Genomic DNA, 19966 nt, shown 5'->3' on the forward strand with positions numbered 1-19966 from the left:
GGGTTCTTTAAGGTAAGCGTACGACGGCGGGTGCAAACCCGCCGTCGTAATCTTTAGTTTTGAGTGCGGCGACTGCCGATTAGAGCGCGCAACTTACGCAGCCCTCCACCTCAGTCCCTTCCAGGGCCATCTGGCGGAGACGGATGTAGTAGAGGGTCTTGATGCCCTTGCGCCATGCGTAGATCTGCGCCTTGTTGATATCACGCGTAGTGGCGGTGTCCTTGAAGAACAGCGTCAGGGACAGGCCCTGGTCCACGTGCTGGGTGGCCGCGGCGTAGGTGTCGATGATCTTCTCGTAGCCGATTTCGTAGGCATCCTGGTAGTACTCCAGGTTGTCGTTGGTCAGGTACGGAGCCGGGTAGTAGACGCGGCCGATCTTGCCTTCCTTGCGGATTTCGATCTTGGCGGCCACCGGGTGGATCGACGACGTCGAGTTGTTGATGTAGCTGATGGAACCGGTGGGCGGCACGGCCTGGAGGTTCTGGTTGTAGATGCCGTGCTCCATGACGGAAGCCTTCAGCTCACGCCAGTCGTCCTGGGTGGGAATGTGGTGGCCTGCGAAGAGCTCGCGGACGCGCTCCGTTGCCGGAACCCATTCCTGCTCCGTGTACTTGTCGAAGAACTCGCCGGAAGCGTACGTCGACTTCTCGAAGCCACCGAACTTCTGGCCGGTCTCAATGGCCAGCTTGTTGGACGCGCGGAGGGCGTGGAACAGCACCGTGTAGAAGTAGATGTTAGTGAAGTCCAGGCCCTCTTCGGAACCGTAGTGGACGTGCTCGCGGGCGAGGTAGCCGTGGAGGTTCATCTGGCCAAGGCCAATCGCGTGGCTCTGGGCATTACCCTGGGCAATCGACGGCACCGAGTTGATGTAGGACATGTCGGACACTGCGCTGAGGGCGCGGATGGACGTCTCGATCGAGAGACCGAAGTCCGGCGAATCCATGGTCTTGGCGATGTTCATGGAACCGAGGTTGCAGGAAATGTCCTTGCCCACGGTCTGGTAGCTCAGGTCTTCCGCGTAAATGGACGGCGAGGAAACCTGCAGGATCTCCGAGCACAGGTTGCTCATGGTGATCTTGCCGTCGATCGGGTTGGCCCGGTTCACGGTGTCCTCGAACATGATGTACGGGTAGCCGGACTCGAACTGGATCTCCGCGAGGGTTTGGAAGAACTCACGGGCACTGATCTTGGTCTTCTTGATCCGGGAATCGTCAACCATCTCGTAGTACTTCTCCGTGACGGAAATGTCGGAGAAGGGGACGCCGTAGACGCGCTCGACGTCGTACGGCGAGAAGAGGTACATGTCCTCGTTCTTCTTGGCGAGCTCGAACGTGATGTCCGGGATCACGACACCCAGGGAGAGCGTCTTGATGCGGATCTTCTCGTCGGCGTTCTCGCGCTTGGTGTCCAGGAAGCGGTAGATGTCCGGGTGGTGTGCGTGCAGGTACACGGCACCTGCACCCTGGCGGGCACCAAGCTGGTTGGCGTAGGAGAAGCTGTCTTCGAGGAGCTTCATCACGGGGATGACGCCGGAGGACTGGTTTTCGATCTGCTTGATCGGGGCGCCGTGCTCACGGATGTTGGTGAGCGAAAGGGCCACACCGCCACCGCGCTTGGAGAGTTGCAGCGCGGAGTTGATGGCGCGGGCAATCGACTCCATGTTGTCTTCGATACGGAGCAGGAAGCAGGAGACAAGCTCGCCGCGCTGGGCCTTGCCTGCATTCAGGAAGGTGGGGGTTGCCGGCTGGAAACGGCCGTCGATGATTTCGTCAACAAGGCGGCTGGCAAGTTCTTCGTTGCCGCGGGCAAGGTGCAGGGCAACCATGCAGACGCGGTCTTCGTAGCGCTCAAGGAAGCGCTTGCCGTCAAACGTCTTCAGCGTGTAGGACGTGTAGAACTTGAAGGCGCCAAGGAAGGTCTCGAAGCGGAACTTCTTTTTGTAGGCACGGTTGAAGAGTTCACGGATGAAGTTCATCGTGTACTGGTCCAGTGTTTCGCGCTCGTAGTACTGGTTCTTCACCAGGTAGTCGAGCTTTTCTTCCAGGTCGTGGAAGAACACGGTGTTGTTGTTCACGTGCTGCAGGAAGTACTGGTGCGCGGCTTCACGATCGGCTTCAAACTGGATCTCGCCGTTGGGGCCATACAGGTTCAGCATGGCGTTGAGCTCGTGATAGCCCAGGCCCTTATAGGCCTCCGGCAGTGGCTTCTTGGCCGTTTCCACAGCGCCCCCGGTTACTTCTGTTTCTGCGACAGTAGTGTCCAAAACTTTTCCAATCCTTGATTGACCCGATCGACGTCTTCCGGCGTCCCCATGAGTTCAAACCTGTAGAGATGCGGCACGTTGCACTTGGCGGCGATGATGTCTCCCGCTGCGCAATAGTTGTCCGCGAAGTTGGTGTTTCCTGCACCGATAACACCACGGATCAGTTCCCTGTTCCGTGGGTTGTTGAGAAACCTGATGACCTGCTTGGGCACTGAACCTTCGCCGTTTGTCCCGCCGTAAGTCGGCAGGACAAGGACAAAGGGTTCAAGTGCTTGAAGCGGGGCATCGTGCGCATAAAGCGGGATGCGCGCTGCATCCCTGCCCAATTTCCGGACAAAGCGCTTGGTGTTCTCAGATGTCGAGGAAAAGTAGATGAGGTGACTCCTCGTGGTCACAGTGTCCGTGTCACTGCGCACGGATGCCGTTGCCAGCGGTGCCATGGGAGTCACCTCGACTACATAGGAATTCTTGCTTGCTGTGGTGGCGAAGTCCGAAAGGAAACTTAGGCCACGGAGGAAACGGCCTGGGCCAGTTCCTCGATCTTGTCCGGGCGGAAACCAGACCAATGGTCCTGCTCGGTCACGACGACGGGAGCCTGCATGTAACCCAGCGCCTTGAGGCGTTCGAGCGCCTCGGCATCCTGGGAGATGTCGACACTCTGGTAGGCAATGCCCTTCTTGTCGAGTGCCCGGTAAGTTGCGTTGCACTGAACACAGGCCGGCTTCGTGTAAACCGTAACGGTCATGATCCCTGTCCCCTTAGTTGAAGTCTGTCGCTCTTCGTATCTGGCGGGCTCAACCGGAACTGAATACTGAATCCGATACCGGCCCGCAGGCTGCTGTGGCAGCCAACACGCTTATTTAGTCTTGTGCTGGTTTCCCGCTCAATCCGTAAACCGATACTACATGTAGTGCAAGCGCCTCGCCGGGACCCCAAGATGATGTATTACAAGTATGTCATTCAATCCACCGCTCGTCCACAGGGCAGGTGCCTCAAAATGTCCGTGATTCCGCCAAAGTGAGAGATGAAATCCACACCCTGTGGACTACTTAGCCACATTTAATCTCCAGCGTGTCGCCGGGTTCCGGCGTGTCGTGACACTTTGAAAATGTGGCGTGGCGAACACAGCTCGAACAGCCAGATTTGCTGATGGTCAAACGCAGAGTACGGTGTCCCTGATGCTTCAAGGGAGCCCACTCCCCTGTGTTGGCAGGAAGAATCGAGCAAAAGGACAGCTGATGGTCAACCTTCTCCATCTCCGGACCCTGTTGGAGGTCACCCGGCTGGGTTCCTTCGCGGCCGCAGCGGCGCAGCTTGGCTATACAGCCTCCGCCGTTTCCCAACAGATGGCCGCGCTGGAACGGGATACCGGCGTCGAACTGTTCCAGCGTTCGGCGAGGAGCGTGATTCCCACCGAGGCCGCCGTCACCATGACCCGGCACGCATCCAAGGTGCTCACTGACGTCGAAGCGCTCATGGCCGCCGCATCAAGGACCAGCGATGCGCCGGCACAGGAATTGCGGCTGGGCATCTTCCCCAGCCTTGCCACGTATGTGCTGCCGGACATCCTGCGGAATGAGCGGTGGAACGGGCTGGGCATCGAGCTGCGCGTATCAGTCGCTGAGCCGGCACAGACCATCCAGGGACTGCGCAGCGGCGGAGAATTGGACGTCGCCCTCGTGTACCAGGTGGGACAGTCAGGATTGGCCTGGCCACATTCCCTGGAGCGCCAATGGATCGGCGACGACGACTTCCGGGTGGTGCTGCCCGCTTCATGGAAAATCCGCGAGGATGCCGAGATTGAGGCCGCACACCTCTCGGACATGCCATGGATCGTCCATCACCCGGGCACCAGCGACGCCCTGGTAATCGAACGTTTGTTTGCCAGCTGCAACCTGCATCCCCGCGTCGTGGCTTACAGTGACGATTTCCATGCCAGCCTGGAGATGACCGCGGCCGGCCTGGGTGCTTCGCTGGTACCGGAACTGGCGCTGCGCAACCGGCCACCCGGCGTCGTGGTCCTTGACGTTCCGGACATCCGGCTGGCGCGAAACGTGTTCGCGCTGCTCATCAATGAAAAGCGAACAGCTCAAGTGCAACTGTTTACGCAGCTCCTGGCCGACACCCTCCGTGGCACCTCCGAAAAGAGCGGTTTGCATCCTCTGAAATCAGCGCCTGTCAAGGGTTCGCAGCGTCGGAGGTGAATTCTCCCCAATTGCTGGAACCGGCCCGATGTTGGGGTTAGATTGATCACATGGGCAAGGTAGCAAGCACACATTTTGGGGAGATCGAGCTCAATCACGGGCGTGAACATTGCTTCGTGACCAAACACGAACTCGGCGGCAATCAGCTTGAGCTGGACCTGAACGTCACGGCGCATGACCATTTCGACGAGGCCGCCATGCACAAGGTGGACTACCGCTTGCGCTTCCTGCCGGAGCTGGTTGACCAGGTCCGGGAGATGATCGCCGATGAGCTGGACCAGGACGGCACCAATCCGCAACAGTTCCTGCATTTCCATAGCTCACAGCTCAAGGAAGAGCAGCTCGAATCGGTTTTCGGGGTCAGGGACAAGTCCCAGCTCACGAACGACGTCTTCCTCAAAGCCCTCAAACTGGGTCATGTGGCCATCTACCCTGGCCAGCCCGAGCGCTATTTTGTCCTGGACTTCACCCTCGGCTCGCACTTCACGGATGAGCTGCTGGTAGTGGCCGCCGATGAAGATGGCGTGGTGGATGACGAAATCCTTTGGGAGTCGTGAAGGCTGAAGCTTAAACGCCCGACGGCGGCCGGTTGCCTTTCGGTGACCGGCCGCCGTCGCCAGGTGTTTTTAGCTTGCGTATTCCTGGCGGAGTGCCATGGTGCTTACGGGGCCAGCCGGCCGGGATGGCCGGGGCAGCGCCAGCTTGTCCAGCACGTCAAGGGCGTCCGCGTGCTCATTGAAGGTGTACAAGTGAATGCCCGGTGCACCGGCATCCAGTGCTGCATTGGCAAGATCCACGGTGGCAGCGACGCCGATTCGGCGACGCTCTGCTTCAGTGTCGATGGCAGCGAGGCGCTCAATGAGTTCCACGGAAGGGTCAACGCCGGCCAGTTCGCCGAGGCGCTTCAGGCGCCGGATGCTGGTGAGCGGCATGACACCAGGGATGATCGGGATGGTGACCCCGGCCCGGCGTGCACGCGCAACCAGGTCCGAGTATTCGTTCGCGTGGAAGAAGACCTGCGTGATCGCGAAGTCTGCGCCGGAACGCTGCTTGGCCAGGAGAACTTCGACGTCGTGCCCCACACTTGGCGATTCAGGATGCCTGGTGGGGTACGCGGCCACTCCGACAGCGATCTTGCCGGCACAAAGAAGTGCTGAACGACGCTGCTCCACGCGGCGGATCAGTTCGATCAGATCCTGGGCATACCGGAGTGAGCCACTGGCAGGCTGGCTTCCGTCCTTGGGCAGATCCCCGCGGAGTGCGAGGATGCCACGGACGCCGCGGTCCAGTAGTTCACCAATGATCTCCGCCAATTCAAGCGGTGTGTTGCCCACACACGTCAGGTGGGCCAAGGGCCGGAGCGTGGTCTCGAGCAGGAGGCGGTTGATGAGGTCAACGGCAGTATCCCCGTTGGATCCACTGGCACCGTACGTCACCGAGACGTAGTCCGGCTCGGTGGCTTCGAGTTCACGGATAGTGGTCCACAGGGTTTCTGCGGCCGCCGGGGAGCGAGGGGGAAACAGCTCGTAGGAAAGTGCCACGGGCGCCGTTCCAGCGAGGTTGGGATGTACGTCAATAAGGCTTGGCGGCGACATTTGCGTCCTTGGCTGTTCGTCATCGAACATCACCCAATGGATCCAAGGGAACCATTGATTGCATGGTCGATGAATTTAGTTTGGGATACACGAAGAAACTCCAGCAGGACGCAGCCGCGACTGGTACGCCTGGAATGAAGCTTTCCGTGTGCAAATGTCAGGCCCACATGGGGGCACCCACACCCTCCTCACCGCCCTTGCGGGGCGGATCCAACGGAGGATCGCTGACACGTTACCACGGTAACTTGTTTACGACTCTAGGTCGTGGGCAGCGAGCGGTTCAACTTTGCCACCGAATTAAGACGCAGTTTTACGATCCATGAAGAAGGGTTTGTGAACTTTGTTCGCTGAATGGCTCACCAGGGCTTGTCTAGGCCGGACTCATTCCCGGGGCCCCGCAGGTACTCCTCACGTTGCTGCCCTTCTGCCCGCTCCCGTTGGGCCTGTTGCGCGCTCTGTCCCAGCTTCTGCAGTTGCTCCTGCTGTTGGTCAGGCGGCGTGTCCTTGGCTGGCTTCCCCCCGGCCCTTCCGTCCGAGTCCGCAGCTATCTTGGCTTTGAGACGATCGGCCGCTGAGTCCAAAGCCCTCCCCTCTCCGGACGAATTTCCGGGTCCCTCCTGCGCACACTGGCTAGGTGAGGAATCGATGAGGTCCAGCGCTTCACGAAACAACGTGGCTGCCATCTGCTGATTGCCTGCCGACAGGGCAGCATCGCCCAGTTTCTCGACACTCAACACCAGATTGACCCGCACTTGGCATTCGTCCTCGCCGGCGCCGGCATCCAACGCAGCCTCGAAGTCCTTCCGTGCCGCCGTGAAGTGGCCGGCCAAAACGTGGGCGTCGCCTGATGCGAAGAAGGCTTTGTGCGGCTCCACCAGGTTCGCCACATGCAGCCAGGACGCGGCTCTGGCCGCACGGTCCTGGTCGGCCGTTTCGAAGGCATGTGCGGCGTCCCCGCCCAAGGCACCCACGCTGAGGAGCTTCGCCGCCACGGCGAGCGCCAGCAGGGCCGGCGGAGCGGACCACAGCGCGAGGCGGCGTCTCCGGCGTCGAGCATTCTTCATGCCAGTGGCTCCTTGGCCCTCGAGGGCAAGCTCCGCACTTCCCTCAGCGCGATGAGATGACGAACGGGTTCGTGAAGGGCCAGCAGGAATCCGGCGAGCGCCAGGAGCCAGTAAAGTTCCACGCGGCCGGGTCCATCGTCGTTGGTGGGCGTGAGGGCGCCGGGCTGGGCTTTGGCAAGCATGTCGGACGTGGGTTGGTTCCCGGTCCGGTGGACATATGGGACATTGAGTTGGCTTGCGATGTTTTTCAGTTGCCCTTCGTCGATCCTGGACACCGCGTCCTGGCCTGAGCCCTTGTCCTGCAGGTACCCGGTTTCAGTGTCCGAGGGGTCCTTCATCCGGCCACCCTGCCCTGTGCCGTAACCCAGCACGGCTCCCCCACTGACGCTGCTCTCATCCACCGCCAGCGGCACTGGCGCCTCGGCGGCCGTGTTCTCGCCGTCCCCGGCGTAGAAGACCAATGCCGGACGTCCTGGGTGCTGCTCCCGGGCGGCCGCGAGCCTTTCCTTGAGCAACGCTCCCGCGCCCGTAATGCTGCTGCCGTTGGCGTACCGCGGGTTTTGCGGCTGCAGTATTGTCACGGCGGTTTGCAGCGCTGTGGCGTCCTGGCTCAACGGCATGCGGACGGTCGCCTTGTTGTCGAAAGTGATGAGGGAAAACCTGGCTCCCGCTAGTTCCCTGGCTATCGCCATCATGTCGCCCGTCGCCCCTGACAAGCGGGTTCCTGCGCCGTTGTAGTCCTCCGCTGCCATGCTGGTACTGGTATCGACAACGAAGAAGACGTCCACGTCCGCGACGGCGGTCCTCACTTCGCTGCCGGGCCAACCCGGTCGCAGTGCGGCAAGGACCAGAAGCACGACGGCGGCGCCCCGGACGGCCGCCGGCCGCACCGACCCTTTTGGTCCCGTGCTGCCGCGTACTGTGCTGCCGCGTCCCGGCCCGCGAATGATGGCCCACAGGGTGAGGGCGACGACGGCGACCCCCATGGCAGCGAGGAGCGCCCACGGAACAATTGGCAGAAGAGTCACTGGTCCAGCCTCCATCCCAGGATCACCATTCCGGCACCTGCCAGCAGCGCGACCCCAAGCGGCAGCGCCGGGCTATCGCTCACGGCAACCAGGGGCGCGGCCCGGTAGCTGCTGGCTTCGGTCTCCTGCACTTTCTGCACTATCCCGGGCACCGCGTCGGGACTGTCCAGGGCGAAGTAGCTGCCCCCGGTTCCTTCGGCAACCGCCTTGAGTTGGCCGCCTGGCTGATCTGCTTGATCTCCGTAGTCAAAGTCGCCGGCGTAGTCAAAGTCCGAGGGGTTCAGGGCATAAACCTTGACGTTCTTGCTCCGGGCCAGCTCCCCGGCCTGCTGCAGGGTGAAGATGGGGTCCCCGGAGAGGAAGTTGTCGGTGGCCAGCACAACAGACCGCGAGCGCTTGGCGTTGCCGGACGTGGATGCCGGCCCTGACCCTGCCCCCGGATCTGACCCCGACCCTGGTTCAATGTCCGGGAAGCTTTGCACGCAGGATGCCAGGCCATCGCCGATCAGGGAGGATCCTCCACCGTTCCATGTCCCATCGAAGAAGGATCCTGCCCCGCTGTCCAGTGCCTTCCGGGCTGCGGTGAGCTGTTCGGCGGCGTAGTCGTAGTCGTCTGTCAGCGGGAACAGTTGGACGCTGCTGCTATCGAAGATGACCATGCCGATGCGCTCGCCATCGAATTCCCGGGCGAGTTCCTGGAACACTTTGGCGATGGCAGCGTCCGTACTGGTCATGGATCCTGAAACATCCAGGCAGAGGACGATGTCCCGGTTCCGGATGTCGGGCTGCTCCGTGGTGCGCTGGGCAGGTCTTGCCGCGGCTGTGGCTGTGGCCGCCAGAAACAACGCACCCAAGGCCATGGCGAGGACCAACGTGGCCTTGTACCGCCGCAGCGCTCTTTGGTACTCGGGAAGGTCCGTGAGGCGCTCGCCGTGTGCCACTGGTCTGCCCATTTGCCGCCGACGCCGGATCAACAGCCGGGCGGCTATCAGCAGTGCCAGGGCAGCGAGGGGAAGAATCCACCAGAAGGTCAGTTCCACGCCTGTACCACCTGGCGTGCGGTCCTGGCGGAGTCCCGAACGGATTGCAAGGCCACTGGCGCGAATTCGTTGGGGTAGATCAGGGCGATACCCACGGCGACCTGATCCAGTCCGTTGCGGCGTAATTCTTCCAGTGTCATGGAGGTGGCCGGAAGGCCTGTGGCCGCACCCGCGAATTCGCGCACGAGGAGGCTGAGCCGCTGGTGGGCGTCCCGCCCGGGGAGGCGGCCGGCGTCGGCTTCTCTTTCGAGGGTATCTATTGCTGAGAGGCAGGTTGCCCGCAGCGCTTCCAGATCGTGAGGCGTCCTGTGCCCGCCTACAGGTGTTTTTGGTGTTGCCTTGTGGTCGGGCCACAGGATCCATCCGTACCAGCACGCTACGAGCAGCAGGAGCACCAAGCCCAGCCATAGCCACAGCTGCTGATATTGAAGGGGTGCATAGAAGCCGGCGTTATCCTGCACGGTTGCTGCCCTTGGCGGACTTCGCACCCGAGCGGTGCTTCTCCAGGAGCGCGAACACCGCCGGGAGGACATCGACGGTGGCGCCAACCGGCTGCTCAGCAATGCCAAGCCTGCGGAAGAAGACGCTGCGCTCCTCCCTTCGTTTCCGCATTGCGCTGGCATAGGCGGCGCGAACAACGCTGTTCCGCGCCACCGCCGCAGGGATCCGCAGGCCGTTCCCGACGTCGATGCTGGCCTCTTGCGTAGACGCCGGTTGCCCCGGTTCCGCGGCCATGCGGGCGTCGAGGATAGTGAGCCAGAGGACTTCGTGCCGGGCCCTCAGGCGCCGGAGCAGCATTTCGGTGCGGGCGTCGGGCATAAACTCATCAGCGAGAACGGCAATGAGCAGTCGGCCCTTCAGGAACCTCAGCGCGTAGTCGAGTTGCTCAGTGATAGCGCTCGCCTGCCCATCCAGGGAAATGCCGGCATCCACTTCCCGGAGCAACCGCTCCAGGTGCTCTTCACCGCATTGGGGCGGGAGGTAGCGGGAAGTGGCGGCCGAGCCGTGCAGGAGTCCGACGTCGTCCCCATGCCTGCAGGCGAGAAAGCCCAGTACTCCGGCAGCGTCAACGGCAATGTCTTTTTTGGATTCACCCGAGGCTGCGTGGGCTGCCATGTTCCGTCCCGTGTCCACGAGCAACAGCACCGAATGACGGCGGACGGCCACATAGCGTTTCACCAGGGGTGATCCGTGGCGGGCAGTGGCTTTCCAATCGATGTCCCTGACTTCGTCGCCGGGTACGTATGAGCGCAATTCGTCGAAGTCCAGGCTGCGGCCCTTGAAGACAGAACCGTATTCGCCATCCAACATGGTGAGGGTCCTGCGATGGGCGAAGATGAACATCTTCGACTTCACGCGTCGGAGGAGGCTCGGCATTCGGTGTCCGTTACGGCGTCTGCACTGACATGAGCACTGCGTCAATGATGGTTTCCACCGGGGTCCCTTCAACCACGGCGTCGAACCCGAGCACTATTCTGTGGCGCAGGATCCTGTGGGCCAGTTTCTTGACGTCCTCGGGAATGACGTGGTCGCGCCCGCTAAGGAGTGCCAATGCCCTCGCCGCCTGACTGAAGGCAATGCTCGCGCGCGGACTTGCACCGAACTCGACGAGGTTTGCCAATCGGGGCTCCAGGTACTGGGAGGCATGACGGGTCACATAGGCCAGGCCAACGATGTACTGGACGACGGCAGGATCAACGTAAACCCTCCTGACGAGTTCCTGCACCTGGACAATGGCGTCAAGGGAAGCGGCTGCGGGTGGCTTCTGCGCTGTGCTGAACACCCCGGCATCCATGCGCCTGATGACTTCGGCTTCCTCCGCCGGGCTCGGATAGTCCAGGACGTCCTTGAGCATGAAGCGATCCATCTGTGCTTCCGGAAGGCGGTAGGTTCCCTCCTGCTCAATCGGGTTTTGCGTTGCCAGCACGAGGAAAGGCTCGGGCAGAGCATAGGACTCGCCACCGATGGACGTTTGCCGTTCCTGCATCGCCTCCAGCATGGCGCTCTGCGTTTTGGCGCTGGAACGGTTGATCTCGTCAAGCAGCACAATGTTCGCGTGAACGGGTCCCAGTTGGGTGACGAACGTGCCTTTGGCCGCATCAAATATCTGGGTGCCGGCGATGTCACTGGGCAACAGGTCCGGAGTGCATTGGATCCGGCGAAAATCCGCACTCACGGAGTCCGCAAGAGCTTGCGCCGCTGTGGTCTTGGCCAGGCCCGGAACGCTCTCCAAAAGGACATGTCCCCCGGTCAGGAGGCCGATCAGCAGCGTTTCCTGCAGCCTCGACTGGCCCACCACCTTGGTCTCAAAGCTGCGGCTAATGCTGCCGACGAGCTGCTGTGCGCGGGCCAAATCTTGTGCATCGATCCCGTCCGGTGCATCGGTTCCGGTCGCGGCTGTGTTCTGAAGCACCTGTGGTCCCCTCGCTGGCGTGAATCCACTCTATCCAAGCCTTCCGTGAACAAGCCCGCAATGGAGAGCCCTCCCCATGTGGACTTCAGGGGTCTATTCTTTTGCCATGCATCAGCTACCAGCCCGCTATGAGCAGTATCTCAACGGCCAAAGCCAGCGTGTCATCGACGCCGTTCGTCCAGTTCTGCTGCAGTCCGCGGCAGACCAGAGGCACGGAGTCCGGATCACCTACAACACAGGGCCCACCGGACACCAGGCTCATCTGGACGAGTCGATACCCTACGGTGAAATAGTCGAAGACATCGACTAGCCCTTCACGGAGCCGGACAACGCGAAAGAGCTGCCCACGCTCCGGGATACCAGCACGTATAGCAACAGCACCGGCACTGAGTACAGGATGGAAAACGCCGCGAGCTGTCCATAAGCTATGGCACCGTGCTGGCCAAAGAAGCTGAAGATGGACACCGCGGCTGGTTGCTTCGCCGTGGAAAGCAACAGGATGAACGGGACGAAGAAGTTTCCCCATGCCTGTATGAAGACGAAGATGAACACTACGCCCAAGCCATGCCTCATGAGAGGCAGCACCACCGCGCGCAAGGCCGTCATGCTTGAGGCACCGTCCATCCACGCCGCCTCCTCCAGTTCCAAGGGAACGGAGTCCATGAAGTTCTTCATCATCCAGATGGCCATCGGCAGGGTGGTTGTAGCCATGAAGAATATGGTTGCCACCATGGAATCGAGCAACTGGAGCTGGACGAACAAACCATAGACGGGCACCATGATGGCCGTCACGGGCAAGGACGTCCCGAACAGCACCGAGTACATGAACGGCTTGTTGAACCTGGACTGGTAGCGGGACAACGGATATGCGGCAAGGACGGCTGCCACCAGGTTGACCGCTGCTGTTCCCGCTGAAAGAAGGAAACTGTTGGCCAGGGGCTGGTACGACAGTTCCGGTGTGAGCACCGCGCCGAAATTCTCCATCGACGGCGCTGACGGCAGCGCGGTCTGATAACCGGCCTGAGGATCGACGGCGGCCAGCAGCAACCACAACAATGGCGCCACAAAGCAGAAACCGATCACGGCCAGAGCGATATCTGCCGCAAACCGCGGCCTGGACATCACGGCTTCTGCTCCCTGAGCAGCCGGACGTAGACGGCGCCGAAGACTACTCCCAAAACAATCAATACCGAAGCAACGGCCGTGCCATAGCCAATATCCCCGAATTTGAAGGCCTCTTGGTAGGCCAACACCGGCAGGGTAGTACTGGCATTGGCCGGGCCGCCGGCCGTCATCACCCAAATAAGAGTGAACACGGCCAACGTCTGCAGGGTAATCAGCATCAGGTTTGTGGCGATGCTGCTCCTGATCAGTGGCAACGTAATGAATGCCAGGCGCTGCCAGCCTTGCGCACCATCCATCAAGGCAGCTTCCGAGACGTCCTGTGGCACGTCCGCGAGGGCGGCCCTGTACACCAGCATGGAGAAGGCCGTTCCCCGCCACGTGTTCGCAAGGATAATCGCGACCAGCGGGAACGTGTACAGCCAGTCCGGCCCCTGCCCGCCAAAGAAAGCAAGCATCTGATTCAGTGTGCCGTCACGGTTGAAGTAGGCATAGGCCGCGAAGGCAGCCACAATCTCGGGGAGTACCCAGGCCGCTACCACCACTGTTCCCACCCACGAGGAAACTGCCCTGCGTGAGCGCGTCATGAGCAGCGCGATGAGCAGGCCGAGCACATTCTGGCCGAGCACGGCCGAGGCTGCGACGAAAACAACAGTCAGCCATGCCGCCAGTGGAAACGAGTCATCGCTGAACATCCGCACGTAGTTCTCAAGCCCCACCCACTGTGGATCCCGGGCCGCCCGGCCTGAAAGAGCGGCATTGGTGAACGACGCGTAGAAGGACCAAACCACCGGGGCAAGCAGGAACAGCAGGAGCAGGAGAACGGACGGAACAACCGGCAGCAGCCGCAGGTAGCGGCGAATCGTCATTTCCCTGCTGTCATTTCTTTGATGTCATCTCTCCAGGACCTTGTCATCACCAACGAGCTTGCGCACCGTGGCGTCATACTCCGCTGCGGCATCTTCGGGGCTTTGCTTTCCAGTGATGACAGACTCGGTGGCGACCTGGACCGCCGTCGAGATCCTCGGGTAATCTGCGGTTGCCGGGCGGTAATGCGTCACCTTCACCAACTCCGAGACATCCTTCACGAACGGATTCGCCGAAAGGTAGCTCGATTCCGATGCAACATCCGTTCGCACCGCTATCTGGGAGTTGTTAACGTCAAAGGCCAAGGCATTCTTCTTGTTCAGCGCGGTGGCGAGGAACTTGAACGCAAGCTCAGCGTTCTTGCTCTTGGCACCAACTGCAAGGGTCCACCCACCGGACATGCTGACGCCGCCCGGTTCCTGTCCGTTCCTCGTGGGGAACATGGCCACACCCATGTCCTGCTCATAGCCTGCCCACTCATAGGCCCCGCCCTTTTGCCAGAACGACGGCGTATACGAACCTTCCACGGTTGCAGCGAGTTTGCCCTGCGGGAACCACTCGCCAAAGACCTTCTTCCAGACATTTGCGTCGAGGGCTTCGGCCGGGCTCACTGCAAGTTTTTCGTCGTAGAGGGTCTTCAGGAAGGCCAGCGAGTCAGTAAAACCCTGGGAGCCCACCACCCATTTCTTTTCCTTTTCGTCGTACAGAGTGCTGTCTGTCCCGTAGAGGAGTTCGTAGAAACTCTGCATGACAGTGCCCTCGCCGGTACCCTTGCCGGCGTACATGTTGAAGGGAATCACGGTTGGATCTGAGGCTTTGATGGCACGTGCCGTGGACAGGATGTCTTCCCACGTTTTGGGCTGCCAGGGAACTTGAATTCCGGCCTTCTGCAGCACCGCCTTGTTGTACCAGATGGCACGAGTGTCAGTGCCCAGGGGCACAGCGTAGATACTTCCGTCATCGGCCCGACCCGCTGCTTTGGCCGCTTCGTTGAACTTGGACCAGTCGTCCCACTTTTCAAGATAGCTGTCCAGCTTGAGGAGGTAACCAGCGTCGACGTCGGAACGCACCTTGAACGTGTCCTCATAGAAGACATCCGGCGCGGTGTCCGGGGAGCGCTGGGCGAGGGCGAGCTTGGTGCCGTAGTCGTCGTCGTTGGCTTGGATCGGTTCGAGATTGACCGTCACCGACGAATTGGCTGCCTCGAATTCCTTTTTGGCGTCCTGCATCACAGCATCCAGTGCCGTAAAGGAGTCAGATTTCTGGTAGACGATCTTCAAGGTCTTGTTCTCGGCAGTTGGCGGCGTCGAGGAACAAGCTGTTGCAGCGAGAAGAGCGGCTACGACGGGTAGGACGGTGGCAAACCTCATGGGGCGGCGCATTTTGCTCCAATCGAGTCAACGTGGCTGAGTAGTTAGCCCTCCAGCAGTAGCCGTTGGGCGCGTGGTGCCAGTGTGTGCTCCAGGACGAGGCACGCCGCACCAATAGCGCCGACATCCTCGCCTACCCCGGAACCCACAACTTCAATAACGTGGATCATGCGGGCCGCACTGTTTTCAGCGATGAGGGCCGGGACACGCTCCAGGAAGTACTTTGACATCCGCCCCCAGAAAGGACCGCCGAACACAACGCGTTCCACGTCAAGGGTGTTGGTCACCACCGAGACAGCACGGGCCACGAGGGTGGCTGACTTATCAAGGATGGCAATGGCTTTTTCATCGCCGGCGTCGGCTTTGTCGCACAACAAGGCGTAACGTTCCTGCACCTGCGGCCCATCTGCATCCTCGCCATGGCTGTCAAGCACACCGGCCGCCTCCGCCTCGGCCACCAGGACCTGCGGGATACACGAGGATTTCACACAACCACGGAGGCCGCAGTCACACTGGGGCCCCATCGGATCAACGATGATATGGCCGATCTCGCCCGCGTTACCGGACGTTCCACGGACCACTTCATCGTTCAGGACAATGCCGCAACCAATACCGGTGCCCATGTACATGAAGACGAAACTGCCGGCACCGCTGGCACCGCCGGCCCAGGTTTCGGCCACTGCGGCGCTCGTTACGTCCTTGTCCACCAGCGTCTCCAGGCCGGTGGCCTCCGTGAGGGCCTCACGGATACGCACGCGGTTCCATCGAGTCAACAGCGGCGGCTCCACAACGGAACCTTCGTCGAGGTCGATCGGGCCCGGGACGGCAACGCCGAGCCCGGCAATCTTGGATGCATCCACGCCCGATTCCTCAATGAGGACCTTGATCTGCTGGGCGATGCTCGCGATCACTGCCGCCGGGTCACCACCGGGAGTGGCCATCCGCGAATGCCTGACGACATCGCCCAGGAGGTCCAGGACAACGAACGTGATGACTGCAGGGTCAAGGTGGACGCCCACCGCATACATTCCCGATGGGTTCAGCCGCAGGATGGTCCGTGGCTTGCCTGGGCCTGTCCCCTCCTTGCCTGCTTCCACAATCAGGTGCTGGTCAAGCAGGCGACGGGAAATATTGGAAATGGTCTGGGGGGACAGGCCAACAATCTGTGCCAGTTCAACACGGCTGAGGCCGCCCGGGGACCTCCGGATCGCCTCGAGAATGACCGTCAGATTGAAGTCACCCATGCGGGGTAGATTCGTTCCGCGCCTCGGTGTGGGCTGCCGGATCTCAGTCACTGATTCCCCTAAGTCATTTTTGAAAAAACATCATGGTACTTCGTCTTTGTCTGAATCGTACGATACCCACGCTCACAGGGGTATGCGCACACGCAGGCACCGGAGTCAGGGCTTGGTAACGATGACACTAAATTCTATGTGAGAGCGACGGTCCGCTCATCCACGACGACTCCGCGTCACCGTGAACTTCGGGTTCCGGCCTTCCTCCACAGTGGGACCTATGAGGCGCTCAAGGGCAGGTCGGTATTGCAGATGGCTGTTGTACACAGTCCACAGTTCACCGCCGGGCGCGAGAACGCGCGCGGCCGCTTGGAACATCTTCAGGGCAGCGCCGGCATGCACGCTTGCTCCCAGGTGGAACGGTGGATTCAGCAGGACAAGATCCGCACTGCCTGGATCAAACGTGGACATGGCGTCGTCGTGGATCACGGAAACCCGGTCACCCAGCCCATTGGCTGCTGCCGTGGCCATTGCTGATGCCACAGCCGCCGCGGATTGATCAGTGGCCACCACGCCCGCTGTGGGCTGGTGCCGTGCAAACATCGTGGCAAGAATGCCTGTCCCACACCCCAGATCCACCACGCGTCGAGCTTCCGGCATACGGTCCAGGAAGGTCAGGAGGTAGCGGGTTCCGATGTCAAGGCGCGCACCTGAAAAAGCAGCACCATGAGCGCAGACCGTGATCCCCAGTTCCGGTAGCTGTTCCACCACCGGGTAGGGAGGGTCGGTGGACACCGGTTTGGGATTGCTTGCCACCAGCACCCTTGATTTCCGGCGCGCAAGCTGCGGTTGCACGGAGGAGAAATAGCGCTCAAGCACCCCGTTCATACCCAAGGACATGTGCTTGACGCGGCCTCCTGCGAGCAATACGGCATCCGGCGCCGCATAGCGGGCAACGGCGTCGGCGTTTTCCTCCAGCTCCGCCAGAGATTTCGGCAACTGCATCAGCACCAGGTTCGCGCCCGCCAGGAGCTCCTTGCCCAATTCATGGGTGCTGAACAGACCTTGCAGGCCGGCTGCTTCCGCGTTGTGCTGGAGCGCCAGCCTTCCGGTGTAGAGGTCCTGGTTGACGCGGACATGCCCGACGCCGTTTCCCACCAAAGCGCCCAGTGTCAGGGCACCGTACCGGTCGCCAATGACAGCCATCCTTGTTTCCGGCCGGAGATAGTCCACGGCGGTTTCAAGGAGGAGGCGATCCGTGGCGTCGTATGCCTGGAGGTTGTCCGCCTCGACATCGGGGAACCTGCGCAGCCCGCCGAACAACGGCTCCAGTTCCAGTTCGGCCACCATCGCGTTCCCACTTTCCTAAAATTCGTTCGCTTTAGTGTCTCGACTTCATGGTGCGTTCGGAGGAATGTGGATGATGCAGCATGCCAAGCACCTGTTGTCGCGACGGATTGCGAACCCAAACCCGTCCGACGGCAGGCACCGGTCCCGCCCAACCGACGAGCCAGGCCCCGGGACCACACTTAACCGGCTCCCTTCCTGAGAGCGAACCATGAGTGTCAATGTTGTCACGCAACTCCAAGTGAAATCACACAACTCCCCCGACGAAACGCGCACCCCGGACAAGACGAAGGTGGAAGTCGTCACCGTCGGAGAATACACAATCGGCCGGACCACCTTTGAACCCGGCTGGACTTGGGACGACTGCATCAAACCCGTAGTCGGAACCGAATCCTGCCAATTGAGCCATGTAGGTTTCTGCGTCTCCGGCTCCCTCGAGGTGGAAACCAACGATGGCGCCCAGGTTAGTATTTCCGGCGGTGACTCCTATTCGATCCCACCGGGACACCATGCCCGGGTGGTGGGCGATCAGCCCTTCCAAGGCATCGAATTCCTCAGTGCAGCCGAGTTCGGCGTCCGCCAGGAATAGGAATCCGTCCCGCCAACCCACGAATCCCGCCACGGGACCAGAAAGCAAAAGACCCCGCTCACCCGAGCGGGGTCTTTTATCCGAAGTGGAGCTGAGGGGACTCGAACCCCTGACCCCCTGCATGCCATGCAGGTGCGCTACCAGCTGCGCCACAGCCCCGGATCTTGTTGATTTCTTCAGGAAGATTTCCCTTCCCGCCGAAGCAACTCGTCAATACTAACCACAATCCCCCGAGAAGCGAAATCACGGGAGCGTGATACGCCTCACGGCGATGAGCGGGCATTTCTGCCCTGCACTCCCCCGCAGCCGGGGTGCGCTGGATCGCTCCACCGCACCTCCCCCCAAACGGCCACGCGGAGTCCCTTGGGCCAAGGCCCGGCGCGACTCCTCTTGAAGTCTAGAATCACCGAAAGAATAAACCAAACCGTTCAGTCGGTTTTACGGGCCCTAACGTATGGACGGTGGTAGCGTTGTGGGGTCCGGCGGCGCGTTCTACTGGCCGTCCCACAGTGAAACAAGTGAGAGGCTCCCCCACCGCCCATGCAGCAACGCGCGAAAGACACCCGCCTTTCCGTTATTGAAGGCGCCGCCCATGTCTTCGCGGAGGTCGGGTACGGCAATGCAAGCCTGAGCGACATCACCAAGCGTGCCGGAGTCACCAAAGGGGCGCTCTACTTCCACTTCACGTCCAAGCGGGAGCTGGCTTTGGCCGTCATCCAGGAGCAGCATGCATTGGTCCTCGCGGCGGGTGCGGGCATCGTGGGCTCAAACATGACTGCCCTGGACAAGATCATTGGACTGTGCCGGATGTTCGGCCGGCAGCTGCTTGACGAAGCGATTGTCCAAGGCGGGATCCGCCTGACGTTCGAAGCCTCCGCCTTTGATGCCGATATTTCGGGCCCCTACCAGGACTGGATAGAAACAGTGGAGCAACTGCTCCGCCAAGCCCAAACCGAAGGGGCTGTCCGGCCCACGCTGGAGCCCGCCGCCTTTGCCCGCTATCTGGTTGCCTCCTTCACCGGAGTCCAGATGGTGTCCAACGTCCTGACTGCCCGCACGGACGTACTTCGCCGCATTGACGAGATGTGGGAATTCATGCTGCCGGCAATCGAAGCCGGCGCTGGCAGCTAGGCCGAACCACACAAAAAAGGCCCTGCCCTTCTTCATCCCGAAGAAGGGCAGAACCTTAAGAGTGGAGCTGAGGGGACTCGAACCCCTGACCCCCTGCATGCCATGCAGGTGCGCTACCAGCTGCGCCACAGCCCCATATTCTTGCTGCTCCACGATCGACTTTCCAGCCATCCGCGCCGAAGCAACTCAAATATCTTAGAACAGCGTTTCCGAAAATTCCAAATCGGGCATATTCGGATGCCGGCCCATGTTTAGAGCTCTGATTCCCCTGCTGGCGCAGCCTTTGCCGAGGCGTCATCCCCCAGTTCAAGGTCAACTACGGGGCAGTCCTTCCAAAGGCGCTCCAAGGCGTAGAAAACGCGGTCCTCTGCGTGCTGGACGTGGATGACGATGTCGGCGTAGTCCAAGAGCACCCAACGGCCTTCGGAACGGCCTTCACGCCGCACCGGGCGAAGGTCCTGCTTCATCAGCTCTTCCTCGATGCCGTCAACGATGGCATTGACCTGGCGCTCAGTGGGCGCAGAGGCAATCAGGAAGACATCAGTCAGGGCGAGCCGCTCGCTGACGTCAAGCGCAACGATGTCCTCAGCAAGCTTGTCAGCCGCCGCACGCGCGGCGTGACGGGCGAGGGTAATGGATTGTTCATGTGCAGACACGGGGACTCCTTGTTGTGGCCGTTGGCCTGTAAATGGCGTTAG

Annotated in this window: 21 protein-coding genes and 2 tRNA genes; 5 read left to right on the forward strand and 18 right to left on the reverse strand. The window is 61.0% G+C overall.

The window, feature by feature from the left end:
• Positions 1-79: 79 nt before the first annotated feature.
• The 3 genes from nrdE to nrdH all read right to left on the reverse strand — a co-directional run bounded on the left by nrdE (position 80) and on the right by nrdH (position 3008).
• A complete protein-coding gene (nrdE, locus tag AC6I99_RS12880) occupies positions 80-2221 on the reverse strand; it encodes a class 1b ribonucleoside-diphosphate reductase subunit alpha (RefSeq protein WP_309929919.1) in 2142 nt (713 codons plus the stop codon).
• Positions 2222-2232: 11 nt separating this feature from the next.
• Entirely contained in the window at positions 2233-2703 is a 471-nt protein-coding gene (nrdI, locus tag AC6I99_RS12885; protein ID WP_224164513.1) for a class Ib ribonucleoside-diphosphate reductase assembly flavoprotein NrdI, read from the reverse strand.
• A 62-nt stretch (positions 2704-2765) separates the two neighbouring features.
• Positions 2766-3008: a glutaredoxin-like protein NrdH gene (gene nrdH, locus AC6I99_RS12890; RefSeq protein WP_011775022.1), complete on the reverse strand. Its 243-nt coding sequence runs from the start codon at positions 3006-3008 to the stop codon at positions 2766-2768.
• Positions 3009-3501: 493 nt separating this feature from the next.
• On the opposite strand from nrdH, the gene AC6I99_RS12895 reads away from it, so the two are divergent.
• Positions 3502-4467: a LysR family transcriptional regulator gene (locus AC6I99_RS12895; RefSeq protein ID WP_224164514.1), complete on the forward strand. Its 966-nt coding sequence runs from the start codon at positions 3502-3504 to the stop codon at positions 4465-4467.
• Positions 4468-4517: 50 nt separating this feature from the next.
• Entirely contained in the window at positions 4518-5024 is a 507-nt protein-coding gene (locus AC6I99_RS12900; RefSeq protein ID WP_223933081.1) for a DUF2004 domain-containing protein, read from the forward strand.
• 69 nt (positions 5025-5093) lie between these two features.
• On the opposite strand, the gene AC6I99_RS12905 is transcribed toward AC6I99_RS12900, so the two are convergent.
• The 7 genes from AC6I99_RS12905 to AC6I99_RS12935 form a co-directional block, all read right to left on the reverse strand.
• Positions 5094-6062: a methylenetetrahydrofolate reductase gene (locus AC6I99_RS12905; RefSeq protein ID WP_497961076.1), complete on the reverse strand. Its 969-nt coding sequence runs from the start codon at positions 6060-6062 to the stop codon at positions 5094-5096.
• A 356-nt stretch (positions 6063-6418) separates the two neighbouring features.
• Entirely contained in the window at positions 6419-7126 is a 708-nt protein-coding gene (locus AC6I99_RS12910; protein ID WP_497961077.1) for a hypothetical protein, read from the reverse strand.
• Positions 7123-8154, reverse strand: a complete 1032-nt coding sequence (locus tag AC6I99_RS12915) for a vWA domain-containing protein (protein WP_497961078.1) — start codon at positions 8152-8154, stop codon at positions 7123-7125. The genes AC6I99_RS12910 and AC6I99_RS12915 overlap by 4 nt, the downstream gene beginning before the upstream one ends.
• On the reverse strand, positions 8151-9194 hold the full coding sequence (locus tag AC6I99_RS12920) for a vWA domain-containing protein (protein WP_497961079.1): 1044 nt from the start codon (positions 9192-9194) through the stop codon (positions 8151-8153). The genes AC6I99_RS12915 and AC6I99_RS12920 overlap by 4 nt, the downstream gene beginning before the upstream one ends.
• The gene (locus tag AC6I99_RS12925; RefSeq protein WP_309929821.1) at positions 9185-9655 is read right to left on the reverse strand and encodes a hypothetical protein; all 471 of its coding nucleotides are present in this window, start codon (positions 9653-9655) and stop codon (positions 9185-9187) included. The genes AC6I99_RS12920 and AC6I99_RS12925 overlap by 10 nt, the downstream gene beginning before the upstream one ends.
• Complete coding sequence (locus tag AC6I99_RS12930; protein ID WP_497961080.1) at positions 9645-10571, reverse strand: DUF58 domain-containing protein; 927 nt, start codon at positions 10569-10571, stop codon at positions 9645-9647. The genes AC6I99_RS12925 and AC6I99_RS12930 overlap by 11 nt, the downstream gene beginning before the upstream one ends.
• A gap of 10 nt (positions 10572-10581) precedes the next feature.
• Entirely contained in the window at positions 10582-11607 is a 1026-nt protein-coding gene (locus tag AC6I99_RS12935) for an AAA family ATPase (RefSeq protein WP_497961081.1), read from the reverse strand.
• A 106-nt stretch (positions 11608-11713) separates the two neighbouring features.
• Here AC6I99_RS12935 and AC6I99_RS12940 point away from each other — a divergent pair, with 106 nt between their 5' ends.
• Positions 11714-11917 (forward strand): hypothetical protein, encoded by a 204-nt coding sequence (locus tag AC6I99_RS12940; protein WP_224090646.1) that lies wholly within the window; start codon positions 11714-11716, stop codon positions 11915-11917.
• On the opposite strand, the gene AC6I99_RS12945 is transcribed toward AC6I99_RS12940, so the two are convergent.
• The 5 genes from AC6I99_RS12945 to AC6I99_RS12965 all read right to left on the reverse strand — a co-directional run bounded on the left by AC6I99_RS12945 (position 11914) and on the right by AC6I99_RS12965 (position 17548).
• Positions 11914-12729 carry a carbohydrate ABC transporter permease gene (locus tag AC6I99_RS12945; protein WP_497961962.1) on the reverse strand — a complete coding sequence of 272 codons (816 nt, stop codon included), beginning with the start codon at positions 12727-12729 and terminating at the stop codon, positions 11914-11916. The genes AC6I99_RS12940 and AC6I99_RS12945 overlap by 4 nt on opposite strands.
• Positions 12729-13598, reverse strand: coding sequence for a carbohydrate ABC transporter permease (locus AC6I99_RS12950; protein ID WP_224090647.1), 870 nt, complete (start codon positions 13596-13598; stop codon positions 12729-12731). The genes AC6I99_RS12945 and AC6I99_RS12950 overlap by 1 nt, the downstream gene beginning before the upstream one ends.
• A gap of 24 nt (positions 13599-13622) precedes the next feature.
• Positions 13623-14978 carry an extracellular solute-binding protein gene (locus AC6I99_RS12955; protein ID WP_497961082.1) on the reverse strand — a complete coding sequence of 452 codons (1356 nt, stop codon included), beginning with the start codon at positions 14976-14978 and terminating at the stop codon, positions 13623-13625.
• 32 nt (positions 14979-15010) lie between these two features.
• Complete coding sequence (locus tag AC6I99_RS12960; RefSeq protein ID WP_497961083.1) at positions 15011-16210, reverse strand: ROK family transcriptional regulator; 1200 nt, start codon at positions 16208-16210, stop codon at positions 15011-15013.
• Between the two features lie 207 nt (positions 16211-16417).
• Positions 16418-17548 (reverse strand): class I SAM-dependent methyltransferase, encoded by a 1131-nt coding sequence (locus AC6I99_RS12965; protein ID WP_497961964.1) that lies wholly within the window; start codon positions 17546-17548, stop codon positions 16418-16420.
• A 241-nt stretch (positions 17549-17789) separates the two neighbouring features.
• Here AC6I99_RS12965 and AC6I99_RS12970 point away from each other — a divergent pair, with 241 nt between their 5' ends.
• Complete coding sequence (locus AC6I99_RS12970; protein ID WP_497961084.1) at positions 17790-18137, forward strand: cupin domain-containing protein; 348 nt, start codon at positions 17790-17792, stop codon at positions 18135-18137.
• Between the two features lie 86 nt (positions 18138-18223).
• Here the strand turns inward: AC6I99_RS12970 and AC6I99_RS12975 are convergent.
• Positions 18224-18296: transfer RNA gene (locus AC6I99_RS12975), tRNA-Ala, on the reverse strand.
• 381 nt (positions 18297-18677) lie between these two features.
• On the opposite strand from AC6I99_RS12975, the gene AC6I99_RS12980 reads away from it, so the two are divergent.
• Entirely contained in the window at positions 18678-19268 is a 591-nt protein-coding gene (locus tag AC6I99_RS12980) for a ScbR family autoregulator-binding transcription factor (RefSeq protein ID WP_224164527.1), read from the forward strand.
• A gap of 62 nt (positions 19269-19330) precedes the next feature.
• Here AC6I99_RS12980 and AC6I99_RS12985 read toward each other — a convergent pair.
• Together AC6I99_RS12985 and rsfS are read right to left on the reverse strand one after the other, a co-directional pair.
• Positions 19331-19403 (reverse strand) — tRNA-Ala (locus tag AC6I99_RS12985).
• A gap of 116 nt (positions 19404-19519) precedes the next feature.
• Complete coding sequence (rsfS, locus tag AC6I99_RS12990; protein WP_216925495.1) at positions 19520-19924, reverse strand: ribosome silencing factor; 405 nt, start codon at positions 19922-19924, stop codon at positions 19520-19522.
• Between the last annotated feature and the right edge of the window lie 42 nt (positions 19925-19966).

The sequence above is a fragment of the Arthrobacter sp. TmtSoilC77 genome (assembly GCF_059739415.1).